General features: G+C 43.4%; 6 protein-coding genes, 14 tRNA genes and 3 rRNA genes. All 23 read right to left on the reverse strand.

The genetic code is table 11. The features are described 5' to 3' along the window. Nucleotides 1–3: 3 nt before the first annotated feature. Nucleotides 4–1,524, reverse strand: coding sequence for an MDR family MFS transporter (locus HUW50_RS05345; protein WP_185653748.1), 1,521 nt, complete (start codon nucleotides 1,522–1,524; stop codon nucleotides 4–6). A 93-nt stretch (nucleotides 1,525–1,617) separates the two neighbouring features. Beyond that, the gene (locus HUW50_RS05350) at nucleotides 1,618–1,896 is read right to left on the reverse strand and encodes a hypothetical protein (RefSeq protein WP_066329705.1); all 279 of its coding nucleotides are present in this window, start codon (nucleotides 1,894–1,896) and stop codon (nucleotides 1,618–1,620) included. A 5-nt stretch (nucleotides 1,897–1,901) separates the two neighbouring features. Beyond that, nucleotides 1,902–2,285, reverse strand: a complete 384-nt coding sequence (locus HUW50_RS05355) for an SHOCT-like domain-containing protein (RefSeq protein ID WP_066329960.1) — start codon at nucleotides 2,283–2,285, stop codon at nucleotides 1,902–1,904. Next, nucleotides 2,266–2,661, reverse strand: coding sequence for a DUF2089 domain-containing protein (locus tag HUW50_RS05360; RefSeq protein WP_066329703.1), 396 nt, complete (start codon nucleotides 2,659–2,661; stop codon nucleotides 2,266–2,268). Before HUW50_RS05360 ends, HUW50_RS05355 begins: the two co-directional genes overlap by 20 nt. A 245-nt stretch (nucleotides 2,662–2,906) precedes the next feature. Next, nucleotides 2,907–2,980: transfer RNA gene (locus HUW50_RS05365), tRNA-Arg, on the reverse strand. A gap of 86 nt (nucleotides 2,981–3,066) precedes the next feature. Next, nucleotides 3,067–3,141: transfer RNA gene (locus HUW50_RS05370), tRNA-Asn, on the reverse strand. Between the two features lie 14 nt (nucleotides 3,142–3,155). Then, a tRNA-Ile gene (locus HUW50_RS05375) sits at nucleotides 3,156–3,232 on the reverse strand. 12 nt (nucleotides 3,233–3,244) lie between these two features. Continuing rightward, a tRNA-Gly gene (locus tag HUW50_RS05380) sits at nucleotides 3,245–3,318 on the reverse strand. Nucleotides 3,319–3,325: 7 nt separating this feature from the next. Continuing rightward, nucleotides 3,326–3,401: transfer RNA gene (locus HUW50_RS05385), tRNA-His, on the reverse strand. Between the two features lie 27 nt (nucleotides 3,402–3,428). Further along, nucleotides 3,429–3,504: transfer RNA gene (locus tag HUW50_RS05390), tRNA-Phe, on the reverse strand. A gap of 174 nt (nucleotides 3,505–3,678) precedes the next feature. Then, nucleotides 3,679–3,755: transfer RNA gene (locus HUW50_RS05395), tRNA-Asp, on the reverse strand. 3 nt (nucleotides 3,756–3,758) lie between these two features. Then, nucleotides 3,759–3,835: transfer RNA gene (locus HUW50_RS05400), tRNA-Met, on the reverse strand. A gap of 171 nt (nucleotides 3,836–4,006) precedes the next feature. Further along, a tRNA-Ser gene (locus HUW50_RS05405) sits at nucleotides 4,007–4,099 on the reverse strand. A 16-nt stretch (nucleotides 4,100–4,115) separates the two neighbouring features. Next, a tRNA-Ile gene (locus HUW50_RS05410) sits at nucleotides 4,116–4,192 on the reverse strand. A 4-nt stretch (nucleotides 4,193–4,196) separates the two neighbouring features. Continuing rightward, a tRNA-Met gene (locus HUW50_RS05415) sits at nucleotides 4,197–4,273 on the reverse strand. 27 nt (nucleotides 4,274–4,300) lie between these two features. Beyond that, nucleotides 4,301–4,376: transfer RNA gene (locus HUW50_RS05420), tRNA-Ala, on the reverse strand. Nucleotides 4,377–4,408: 32 nt separating this feature from the next. After that, nucleotides 4,409–4,485, reverse strand: a tRNA-Arg gene (locus tag HUW50_RS05425). Nucleotides 4,486–4,495: 10 nt separating this feature from the next. After that, a tRNA-Leu gene (locus tag HUW50_RS05430) sits at nucleotides 4,496–4,584 on the reverse strand. Between the two features lie 55 nt (nucleotides 4,585–4,639). Beyond that, nucleotides 4,640–4,755: ribosomal RNA gene (gene rrf / locus HUW50_RS05435) — 5S ribosomal RNA — on the reverse strand. Between the two features lie 209 nt (nucleotides 4,756–4,964). Continuing rightward, nucleotides 4,965–7,895, reverse strand: a 23S ribosomal RNA gene (locus HUW50_RS05440). A gap of 231 nt (nucleotides 7,896–8,126) precedes the next feature. Further along, nucleotides 8,127–9,676, reverse strand: a 16S ribosomal RNA gene (locus HUW50_RS05445). The 16S, 23S and 5S rRNA genes sit together here with 14 tRNA genes alongside, the layout of an rRNA operon. 529 nt (nucleotides 9,677–10,205) lie before the next feature. After that, on the reverse strand, nucleotides 10,206–11,417 hold the full coding sequence (locus HUW50_RS05450; protein ID WP_066328944.1) for an MFS transporter: 1,212 nt from the start codon (nucleotides 11,415–11,417) through the stop codon (nucleotides 10,206–10,208). A 540-nt stretch (nucleotides 11,418–11,957) separates the two neighbouring features. Further along, nucleotides 11,958–12,650, reverse strand: a complete 693-nt coding sequence (locus HUW50_RS05455) for an AIM24 family protein (RefSeq protein ID WP_066328948.1) — start codon at nucleotides 12,648–12,650, stop codon at nucleotides 11,958–11,960. Nucleotides 12,651–12,688 lie beyond the last annotated feature (38 nt).

Genomic DNA, 12,688 nt, shown 5'->3' on the forward strand with positions numbered 1-12,688 from the left:
TCGCTATTCAGTCTGTGGTTCCTGCTTTGTTGCAGGAGTGGACATTGCAAGTTTGTCATTCGTCAACATAAAAACAAAAACAATAACAAGAGCAGCAGGGATCAACGCCCACATAAATGTTTGGGCAATTGAACTAGATAATGCATCTGTGATTTTTTCAAGTATTGGTTCAGGAATTGCTTTTCTTGCTTCAGGTGATAAAAGAGACCGTGGATCACTTCCCTGAAACGCTTGCCCGCTGCCTTCGAAAGAGTCATTCATATGTTCTGAAAAGATGTTCCGCTGGATAATTCCATAAACTGTTATTCCAATTGTCATTCCAAGTTGTCGTACAAAAGAGATTGTTGAATTGGCTGAGCCCCTTTGTCTTGCATCCATATGATGAATCGCAGCCATGCTTAATACAGAAAAGGAAGCTCCTGTTCCAAGACCAACAATAATCATGTACAACGTTAAGATCAATTTAGGTGTATCCACTGTCAGTGTACCTAGAAGGTAGATTCCAATAATGAAGATAGCTGCGAAAGCCATCATCACATTCCGATATCCAATCCTTGACGCTAAGATTGCCCCCAGCTGACTAGAAACGACAACACCTAGCATCATAGGCAGAAGAATAAGTCCAGAATTTGTAGCAGTTCCCCCTGTGACACCTTGTACGTAAAGAGGGATATAGATTGAAGCGACTATGAAGGCTATTCCATAAAACAAGCCTACAAGAGTACTAGAAGCAAATAATCTGTCCTTAAACATGTTAAACGAAATAACCGGGTCTGATGCTTTCGTTTCGACAACTAAAAATGTTATAAATAAAATGACAAAGCCTACAAATAAACTAATAATATTAATTGAGTCCCAATCATATTCGTTTCCACCAAGCTCTAATGCAAACATAAGACAAATAACCGCACCCACAAGGGTAAAAGCACCAATCCAATCAATCTTTTGCTTAGAATGCTCTAGAGATTCTTGATAATATTTAAAAATTAAAAAGAATGAAATTAGCCCGAGCGGAAGATTAATGTAGAAAATCCAATGCCAGCTTATGTAATCCGTAATATAAGCACCTAGCAACGGACCAAAAATACTTGAAAGTCCAAAAACTGCTCCAAACAAGCCTGTCATTTTCCCTCGTTTTTCTGGTGGGAAAATATCAAAAAGAATGGTAAAGGTGATTGGGATTAGCGCACCTCCGCCAATTCCTTGTATAGCTCGATAAACGCTAAGCTGCTCAATACTTTGTGCTGTACCGCAAAGAATGGAACCGAATAAAAAAAGAACAATCCCTAAGATGAAAAATCGTTTGCGTCCAAACATGTCAGACAACTTCCCAAAGATTGGCATACCGGCCATCTCAGCTACCATATAGGCAGAAGTTACCCATATGAATTTATCAAGGCCACCCAAATCTGAAACAATTGTCCCCATCGCTGTTGCTACAATCGTATTGTCCATCGATGACATCAATATAGCTAATAGCAAACCAGCAACAACAAAGCCTATTTTGTTATTCTCAGTATTCAAATGTGTGTCTCCTTTAATCTATTTATGTTGTTTCCTTAATACTATATAATCACTAAATGAAGACATTAGCCTACACTCTTAAAATCTACAACATTATAATTTCACTTTAACCTTCATATTATCATTCAATTTGACATCCACTAACAGTAATCCTTTGTGAGCCTTCAAGGAGGACACTAATACTTTAAATGTCATTTTATCCAATGAATCAGGAAGCCATACACTTACTTTAGAATCTTGTTTTGTCCATTTTTTTACCTGTTTCCAAAAAGCATGTGACGATAAAAGAGAGCCACAGCAATTCAAAACAAAATAAGGAACTGGGACAACAAAGTGATAATTTTTCTTTGTTACAATCGTTACTTTAATCATTTATCTCACTCAATAATAACGGATACCTTATCGCCGTTTGCAGAGGTAATATCAACGATTTGTCCGTCTATTTCGTTTTCTATCGCTTGCAGAAGAAGATCAATATCAATGTCTTTTACATACATTTCTGCTTGCGGAACCTTGCTCGCAATTCCATGGCCAGCTTTTAAAACAGCTTTAACTAGATTGATTGGCACATTCACATTAATATTATCTCCCTCAGTAGATACAACTTGTACTCTGAGCATCTTTTTATTGTAATCTACTTCTTTTTCCGCTAGATTTCTTGTTTCTGTTCCTCTCATCACCTGTAGAAGTTCAGCTGCCTTTTCTACATCAAGCTTTCCTTCTTGTACCATGGCCATCACTTTAGCTATTTCCTCTTTCATATGCATCCGCCTCACCTTCCTTAATCATGTTAATTGCCTCTTCAGGAGTTATTTCACCCGATTCTAGCATTGAAATTACCTTTTTCTTATCGATCTTACTTTTTGATTGTGCAGCATATCCAAGCGCTTCAATAATTTCATTTAGTTTTCCACGGACTGTAGGGTAAGATATGGATAGCTCCTTTTCTACTTCTTTAATATTTCCCCTACATTTTAAAAAAACTTCGATAAATTGAAGCTGCTCCTGTTCTAGAGAAAAAAATTTAGACATCTCAAATTCATTTTCAATAGTTGTTTGGCAATTTGAACAATGTAATTTTGTAACTTTCAACTTCTTAGTGCATACTGGACAATCTGTTATCAATGGATAAGCCATGATTCTCCCCTTTCACGTTTATATCTATATTTTAATACAAAAATTAAATAATTCAAGTTTATTATTAAATACTTTAATTAATTTATATAAATAAATTAATTTTTGAAATCATATTATAAACATTATGGATCCAATCACTTTTTGGAGGTTAACATATAGAAAAGCCTTTAATCTAACATATAGTATCTTTTTCCAATAAAAAAAGCCAACCTGTATGGTTGACTAGTTTTTGCTTTTTGTGATTACGCGCCTTAGAGGATTCGAACCTCTGACCGACAGCTTAGAAGGCTGTTGCTCTATCCTGCTGAGCTAAAGGCGCACTATATTTACAGTAGAAGAAAACTTCAAAACTCTCACTCTAAGAGAGGTGTTCTTCAGCCATTTTGAGGATTACTCCAAGTAAAATGGCTCCGCAGGTAGGACTCGAACCTACGACCGATCGGTTAACAGCCGATAGCTCTACCACTGAGCTACTGCGGAATAAAAATATGAAATGGTGGGCCTAAATGGACTCGAACCATCGACCTCACGCTTATCAGGCGTGCGCTCTAACCAGCTGAGCTATAGGCCCCCTTTTAAAAATTGGAGCGGGTGAAGGGAATCGAACCCTCATCATCAGCTTGGAAGGCTGAGGTTTTACCACTAAACTACACCCGCAAGTAAATGGGGCGACTGATGGGAATCGAACCCACGAATGCCTGAACCACAATCAGGTGCGTTAACCACTTCGCCACAATCGCCACAAGAGTTAAATTTAATCTAAAAAATGGTGGCTCGGGACGGAATCGAACCGCCGACACATGGATTTTCAGTCCATTGCTCTACCAACTGAGCTACCGAGCCATAAATTGTTTACGGCTTCCGTTAAGCTTCAAATCTCTTCGTCAACTCCTGCACTCACATCCTCACGTATTGACATACGCTCCGGTGTTCGTTTAGTCGTTTCCTCGACCTTTTAGCTTACCGAAACCCTTTTACTTAAGATTAGTAAAAAAGTAAATATTATCATAATAAAAATGGCGGTCCGGACGGGACTCGAACCCGCGACCTCCTGCGTGACAGGCAGGCATTCTAACCAACTGAACTACCGGACCATTTGGTTGCGGGGACAGGATTTGAACCTGCGACCTTCGGGTTATGAGCCCGACGAGCTACCAGACTGCTCCACCCCGCGATAATAAAAATAATAAAGATATTCTATGCATATTGTTTCTGCTTATACGGACCGTCCCGATTTCAGGAAGTAAATTCAAGATGCAGTTCAATCGGTGCGCTGATGTTAATCAATGAAGCATATTCGTTCGTGCTCCACCCCGCGATAATAAAATATAAAATTTTAAAAATATGGAGGAGGAAGGGGGATTCGAACCCCCGCGGGTTTTGACACCCCTGTCGGTTTTCAAGACCGATCCCTTCAGCCGGACTTGGGTATTCCTCCGTAATATGATGGAAACTGGTGGACCTTGTAGGACTCGAACCTACGACCGGACGGTTATGAGCCGTCTGCTCTAACCAGCTGAGCTAAAGGTCCAAATTGGTAGCGGCGGAGGGAGTCGAACCCACGACCTCACGGGTATGAACCGTACGCTCTAGCCAGCTGAGCTACACCGCCAAAATGGAAATTTATTATTTAACTATATGGTGGAGCCTAGCGGGATCGAACCGCTGACCTCCTGCGTGCAAAGCAGGCGCTCTCCCAGCTGAGCTAAGGCCCCAAAATAAATCTTCAGACTACTTTTAAACTTAATGGCGCGCCCGAGAGGAGTCGAACCCCTAACCTTTTGATCCGTAGTCAAACGCTCTATCCAATTGAGCTACGGGCGCATTTTGTAAGTGGTGCCGAGGACCGGAATCGAACCGGTACGGTAGTCACCTACCGCAGGATTTTAAGTCCTGTGCGTCTGCCAGTTCCGCCACCCCGGCTAACTAAAAATAGGATAAAATTCGACAAAATAATAGCCCCAAATAAGGGGCTTTTACCTGGCAACGTCCTACTCTCACAGGGGGAAACCCCCAACTACCATCGGCGCTGAAGAGCTTAACTTCCGTGTTCGGCATGGGAACGGGTGTGGCCTCTTCGCCATCATTACCAGATAAAATATTAAATTGAAGGGATATTCCTTCAAAACTAGATAACGATTCACAATTCAATTCACTAAGTTTAGTTTACGCTTTTACTTTGTCCAGCTACAGAAGCCAAATCCTACGTTAATTTCACTCTCTCGTACGAAGTCAAAGAACGACTTCTTCTCGATCGCTCCAATTCCCTATGGATAAAAGCTAATCTTCTTCCGCTTTTCTAATAGGTTAAGTCCTCGATCGATTAGTATCTGTCAGCTCCACACGTCACCGCGCTTCCACCTCAGACCTATCAACCTGATCATCTTTCAGGGATCTTACTAGCTTACGCTATGGGAAATCTCATCTTGAGGGGGGCTTCATGCTTAGATGCTTTCAGCACTTATCCCTTCCGCACATAGCTACCCAGCTATGCCTTTGGCAAGACAACTGGTACACCAGCGGTGCGTCCATCCCGGTCCTCTCGTACTAAGGACAGCTCCTCTCAAATTTCCTACGCCCACGACGGATAGGGACCGAACTGTCTCACGACGTTCTGAACCCAGCTCGCGTACCGCTTTAATGGGCGAACAGCCCAACCCTTGGGACCGACTACAGCCCCAGGATGCGATGAGCCGACATCGAGGTGCCAAACCTCCCCGTCGATGTGGACTCTTGGGGGAGATAAGCCTGTTATCCCCGGGGTAGCTTTTATCCGTTGAGCGATGGCCCTTCCATGCGGAACCACCGGATCACTAAGCCCGACTTTCGTCCCTGCTCGACTTGTAGGTCTCGCAGTCAAGCTCCCTTGTGCCTTTACACTCTACGAATGATTTCCAACCATTCTGAGGGAACCTTTGGGCGCCTCCGTTACATTTTAGGAGGCGACCGCCCCAGTCAAACTGCCCACCTGACACTGTCTCCCAGCCCGATAAGGGCTGTGGGTTAGAATTTCAATACAGCCAGGGTAGTATCCCACCGACGCCTCCACCGAAGCTAGCGCTCCGGCTTCTCAGGCTCCTACCTATCCTGTACAAGCTGTACCAAAATTCAATATCAGGCTACAGTAAAGCTCCACGGGGTCTTTCCGTCCTGTCGCGGGTAACCTGCATCTTCACAGGTACTATAATTTCACCGAGTCTCTCGTTGAGACAGTGCCCAGATCGTTACGCCTTTCGTGCGGGTCGGAACTTACCCGACAAGGAATTTCGCTACCTTAGGACCGTTATAGTTACGGCCGCCGTTTACTGGGGCTTCGGTTCAAAGCTTCGCTTACGCTAACCTCTCCCCTTAACCTTCCAGCACCGGGCAGGCGTCAGCCCCTATACTTCGCCTTGCGGCTTCGCAGAGACCTGTGTTTTTGCTAAACAGTCGCCTGGGCCTATTCACTGCGGCTTTTCCGGGCTATTCACCCTAAAAAGCACCCCTTCTCCCGAAGTTACGGGGTCATTTTGCCGAGTTCCTTAACGAGAGTTCTCTCGCTCACCTTAGGATTCTCTCCTCGCCTACCTGTGTCGGTTTGCGGTACGGGCACCTCTCACCTCGCTAGAGGCTTTTCTTGGCAGTGTGGAATCAGGAACTTCGGTACTATAGTTCCCTCGCCATCACAGCTCAGCCTTATACGACAACGGGATTTGCCTCGTTGTCAGCCTAACTGCTTGGACGCGCATATCCAACAGCGCGCTTACCCTATCCTTCTGCGTCCCCCCATTGCTCAAATGGTGAGGAGGTGGTACAGGAATTTCAACCTGTTGTCCATCGCCTACGCCTTTCGGCCTCGGCTTAGGTCCCGACTTACCCTGAGCGGACGAGCCTTCCTCAGGAAACCTTAGGCATTCGGTGGAGGGGATTCTCACCCCTCTTTCGCTACTCATACCGGCATTCTCACTTCTAAGCGCTCCACTAGTCCTTACGGTCTAGCTTCACAGCCCTTAGAACGCTCTCCTACCACTGTTCTAAAAGAACAGTCCACAGCTTCGGTGATACGTTTAGCCCCGGTACATTTTCGGCGCAGAGTCACTCGACCAGTGAGCTATTACGCACTCTTTAAATGGTGGCTGCTTCTAAGCCAACATCCTGGTTGTCTAAGCAACTCCACATCCTTTTCCACTTAACGTATACTTTGGGACCTTAGCTGGTGGTCTGGGCTGTTTCCCTCTTGACTACGGATCTTATCACTCGCAGTCTGACTCCTGAATATAAGTCTTTGGCATTCGGAGTTTGACTGAATTCGGTAACCCGTTGGGGGCCCCTAGTCCAATCAGTGCTCTACCTCCAAGACTCTAAATTCAAGGCTAGCCCTAAAGCTATTTCGGAGAGAACCAGCTATCTCCAGGTTCGATTGGAATTTCTCCGCTACCCACACCTCATCCCCGCACTTTTCAACGTGCGTGGGTTCGGGCCTCCATTCAGTGTTACCTGAACTTCACCCTGGACATGGGTAGATCACCTGGTTTCGGGTCTACGACCACGTACTCTTTCGCCCTATTCAGACTCGCTTTCGCTGCGGCTCCGTCTCATCAACTTAACCTTGCACGGGATCGTAACTCGCCGGTTCATTCTACAAAAGGCACGCCATTACCCATTAACGGGCTTTGACTACTTGTAGGCACACGGTTTCAGGATCTATTTCACTCCCCTTCCGGGGTGCTTTTCACCTTTCCCTCACGGTACTGGTTCACTATCGGTCACTAGGGAGTATTTAGCCTTGGGAGATGGTCCTCCCTGCTTCCGACGGGATTTCTCGTGTCCCGCCGTACTCAGGATCCACTCTGGAGGGAACGAAGTTTCAACTACAGGGTTGTTACCTTCTTTGACGGGCCTTTCCAGACCTCTTCATTTACTTCGTTCCTTTGTAACTCCGTATAGAGTGTCCTACAACCCCAAGAGGCAAGCCTCTTGGTTTGGGCTAATTCCGTTTCGCTCGCCGCTACTCAGGAAATCGCGTTTGCTTTCTCTTCCTCCGGGTACTTAGATGTTTCAGTTCCCCGGGTCTGCCTTTATTACCCTATGTATTCAGGTAAAAATACTACTCCATTACGAGCAGTGGGTTTCCCCATTCGGAAATCTCCGGATCAAAGCTTACTTACAGCTCCCCGAAGCATATCGGTGTTAGTACCGTCCTTCATCGGCTCCTAGTGCCAAGGCATCCACCGTGCGCCCTTAACAACTTAACCTTCGACATTAAAAATGTCATTTAAATCAATCATTAAGAGAATCACTAAACTAAGCGTTTAAACTCAGTGAATTACTTGAATTGTTATCGTTATCTAGTTTTCAAGGAACATAAAGCACAGGATGTGCAAATGCTAGATGCATTTAAACTCCTATGTCTTTTCTTACATATTGAAAGATCAGTATGATCTCTCAAAACTAAACAAAAACCAAGTGTGCCTCATTTTCCTTAGAAAGGAGGTGATCCAGCCGCACCTTCCGATACGGCTACCTTGTTACGACTTCACCCCAATCATCTGTCCCACCTTAGGCGGCTGGCTCCTTACGGTTACCCCACCGACTTCGGGTGTTACAAACTCTCGTGGTGTGACGGGCGGTGTGTACAAGGCCCGGGAACGTATTCACCGCGGCATGCTGATCCGCGATTACTAGCGATTCCAGCTTCATGCAGGCGAGTTGCAGCCTGCAATCCGAACTGAGAATGGTTTTATGGGATTGGCTTGACCTCGCGGTCTTGCAGCCCTTTGTACCATCCATTGTAGCACGTGTGTAGCCCAGGTCATAAGGGGCATGATGATTTGACGTCATCCCCACCTTCCTCCGGTTTGTCACCGGCAGTCACCTTAGAGTGCCCAACTAAATGCTGGCAACTAAGATCAAGGGTTGCGCTCGTTGCGGGACTTAACCCAACATCTCACGACACGAGCTGACGACAACCATGCACCACCTGTCACCACTGTCCCCGAAGGGAAAGGTATATCTCTATACCGGGCAGTGGGATGTCAAGACCTGGTAAGGTTCTTCGCGTTGCTTCGAATTAAACCACATGCTCCACCGCTTGTGCGGGCCCCCGTCAATTCCTTTGAGTTTCAGTCTTGCGACCGTACTCCCCAGGCGGAGTGCTTAATGCGTTTGCTGCAGCACTAAAGGGCGGAAACCCTCTAACACTTAGCACTCATCGTTTACGGCGTGGACTACCAGGGTATCTAATCCTGTTCGCTCCCCACGCTTTCGTACCTCAGCGTCAGTTACAGACCAGAGAGTCGCCTTCGCCACTGGTGTTCCTCCACATCTCTACGCATTTCACCGCTACACGTGGAATTCCACTCTCCTCTTCTGTACTCAAGTTCCCCAGTTTCCAATGACCCTCCACGGTTGAGCCGTGGGCTTTCACATCAGACTTAAGAAACCGCCTGCGTACGCTTTACGCCCAATAATTCCGGACAACGCTTGCCACCTACGTATTACCGCGGCTGCTGGCACGTAGTTAGCCGTGGCTTTCTGGTTAGGTACCGTCAAGGTACCAGCAGTTACTCTGGTACTTGTTCTTCCCTAACAACAGAACTTTACGACCCGAAGGCCTTCATCGTTCACGCGGCGTTGCTCCGTCAGACTTTCGTCCATTGCGGAAGATTCCCTACTGCTGCCTCCCGTAGGAGTCTGGGCCGTGTCTCAGTCCCAGTGTGGCCGATCACCCTCTCAGGTCGGCTACGCATCGTTGCCTTGGTGAGCCGTTACCTCACCAACTAGCTAATGCGCCGCGGGTCCATCTGTAAGTGATAGCCGAAACCATCTTTCAATTCTGAACCATGCGGTTCAAAATGTTATCCGGTATTAGCTCCGGTTTCCCGGAGTTATCCCAATCTTACAGGCAGGTTACCCACGTGTTACTCACCCGTCCGCCGCTAATCTCAGGGAGCAAGCTCCCATTGATTCGCTCGACTTGCATGTATTAGGCACGCCGCCAGCGTTCGTCCTGAGCCAGGATCAAACTCTCCAATAAAGTAGTTTGACTTGCACATGATGTGCTGACTTCTGCGTTCGTCACAGGACGTGACGGAACTTAGCAGAAGTTCCTTAGCTTTTTTTGTACTATATAGTACGTTGTTTTGTTAATTAAAATTAACGTTTGGCACGCTTGGTTTTGTTTAGTTTTCAAAGATCATTTGCTTGTGTCATTTCACTCAGAAGCGACCTTTATAATATATCAAATTTAAATTTTAAAGTCAACATATTTTTTAAAACCACTTCGGAAGACATTTGCCTATCAATTCGACAGGAATTTAATAATATAACAGAATCAAATTAAAGTCAATAAACAATTATAAAATAATTAACTCCTTTGCAACTTATATTTATAAGCTACAGGCAATTACCTTTCTACAAAAAATAAGAAAGGTCTTGTATAGACCCTTCTTATCGGAATGATTAAAGTGTATTTAAATGAAATTAGTAGAATGATTCTTTAAATGCATACCACTTCTATAAAAAATATCTACTAAATACGAGTTTCTTCTATAGTATAAGCACTTCTACACTCTCTCTGGTTTAATCTGCATATTTTGCTGCTTTAATAAGCGCTTTTGCCAGACCATTGCAATTGATAGTGTTACAACTAAAAGGATAAGCCCTAAAATGAATGGATAGGTTATTTGAACATCATATAACATCCCCGCAAGTGTTGGCCCTAAAACATTCCCGATACTCATATACGCATTATTCATACCCATAGCAAAACCTTGCTCGTTGCCTGCCATCTTTGAGATAAGAGTATTCAAAACCGGACGAAGTATAGACGTTGCAAGGAATATTAATAAAGAGATTCCAAAGAAAAACCCATAACTTGTAGCAAATAGGGAAAGAAAAAAGCCAATAGCTGCAACTCCCAAAAAGATATTTAGCACATTCCCTTCTCCAAACCGACTTACAATTCGATCTACTACAAAAAGCTGCACAATAACACTAACAATACCCGTTGACGTAATCATAAGCGCAATTTCCTGTGGCGTTGCACCGAACTGGTTATCAACAAAAAGTCCAATAACTGATTCATATGCCATTAAGCCAAAACTCATCACAAGGGTAATAATCAGCGGAATGAAGAATGGCATCTTAACAGACCGAACGATTTTTCTTACCATTGATTCGTCATCCTTTGGCAAATTATTCGCTGTAGAGGTTTGTTTTATTTCACTTTCCTTCAGAACAAGAACAGAGAATGCCACTGCAAAAAGTGAAACAATTGCAGAAACTAAAAACGGGATTTTTAATCCAAAATCAGCTAAGAATCCGCCAATACCTGGTCCAACGACGATTCCAAGTGACATTGCTGCAGATACTAAGCTATTCCCTTTCGCACGTTGCTCCAACGTCGTTATATCTGCCACATAAGCAAATATCGCTGGTATTAGTAAGGCAGCTCCAATTCCTCCGATAACACGTGAAGCATATAACAACCAAATAGAATTAACCGCATAAAAAACAAACATTGATAAGGTTAAACCTATTAGTCCGTAAATTATCATCTTTCTACGTCCATATTGATCAGCCCATTTTCCAGCAATTGGAGAAAAAATCAATTGAGCTCCTGCAAAAATAGCAATCATAAGCCCCGCAGCTGTTCCCCCTTGATTAATTGACTCTAAATATGCTGGTAAGATCGGGATTATAATTCCGAAACTTCCTATCGCAATAAACATATTAATCATTAAAATGATCATCTTTTTCCTTTGCTCTGCTGACATGTGTGACAGCCTCTCTTTCCATATTGAATTCTAATTTGGGATATGCTCTTTGATTAATATATCTCCAATGAAACATAAAAAACCTCCCATCCAAATCTGAACAGGAGGCAATGTCATACAGCAAAAGAAATAATTAATAAATTTCATTTTGTCTATATAGGCACACTACTAATCCTATCCAGAAAAGATATCGCTAAAAACAGATTGATTTTCTGAACAGGAAAAGAGCACTTAAAATCTTATTCCGTATTAAGGGTTTTATCGACCTTAAAAAGTACAGATTATCCCATTCAAAAAAACATCAATGCAACTTATAACGAATGTTTTTCTTGAAAATAGGATTATAAAATCATGTACTTACTACACCCTTCCACTTTTTAATAACTCTATACTAAACAATAAGCCAAACAAAAGTCAAGATAATAATATTGTTAGTCTACCTATTATCATTTCTGAAATGAACCATAACGTTCGAAAATAGTAATGATTATTTAAGGCTCTTTTTTAAGCGATTGTTGCTTTTAAAACGAAAAACTAGTTTTACCTATTCGGATTCATGTGAACCTCTTCATACGGCTGAACAACTACAAAGCCATCCCCCTCAAATTTCATTTGTATCGATTCACCGCTCCCACGTCCAAAAAATGTTTTTAACGTAATATCTGTTTGAAATTCTGGTTGTAAATTTCCTGACCAGGCCACCGTCGCATTCGGATCAGTGATAACAGGTCTTCCTGGTGTTACCTTTAATGTGAGTGGCTCATAATGAGAGGTAATAGCGACCATCCCTGTTCCCTCACACCGAACATTGAACAAGCCTCCAGCCATCATACCTGCAATACGTTTCATAAGTTTAATATCCCATTGTATGCTTTGTTCAAATGCGAGTAGATCATTACCATTCACAAAGATTACATCATTTTGCAATTGAAGAATAATCACCTTTTTCCCTTCATCTGCAAGATATAACTTTCCTTGACCAGTTGCCTTCATTAAAGAAGTACCTTCACCAGTTAGTGCCTTTTTAAATGATTTTCCTAGTCCATGCTCTAAAATACCTTCGCGTTCAAATTTAATTCTTCCGTTATATGCGATCATTGATCCAGCTTTAGCCCAAACTTGACTTTCTAGGTTCACTTCGAGAATACGTGGACTCTCTAATTCAAACAACCCTTCACCTTTATCCTCTTGTTCAGTTTGTTTAATAAATTCATCAATAGAATATCTAGTCAATGCTTACACGTCCTTTCTATACTTGTATATACGTGTAA

The organism is Metabacillus sp. KUDC1714 (assembly GCF_014217835.1).
In the GTDB taxonomy this organism is placed as follows: domain Bacteria; phylum Bacillota; class Bacilli; order Bacillales; family Bacillaceae; genus Metabacillus; species Metabacillus rhizosphaerae.

Bases quoted from the DNA above. Each gene is read 5' to 3' on its own strand.
- HUW50_RS05350 (WP_066329705.1), bottom strand. From the start codon at position 1,896: ATGATTAAAGTAACGATTGTAACAAAGAAAAATTATCACTTTGTTGTC.
- HUW50_RS05450 (WP_066328944.1), bottom strand. From the start codon at position 11,417: ATGTCAGCAGAGCAAAGGAAAAAGATGATCATTTTAATGATTAATATG.
- HUW50_RS05355 (WP_066329960.1), bottom strand. From the start codon at position 2,285: ATGAAAGAGGAAATAGCTAAAGTGATGGCCATGGTACAAGAAGGAAAG.
- HUW50_RS05360 (WP_066329703.1), bottom strand. From the start codon at position 2,661: ATGGCTTATCCATTGATAACAGATTGTCCAGTATGCACTAAGAAGTTG.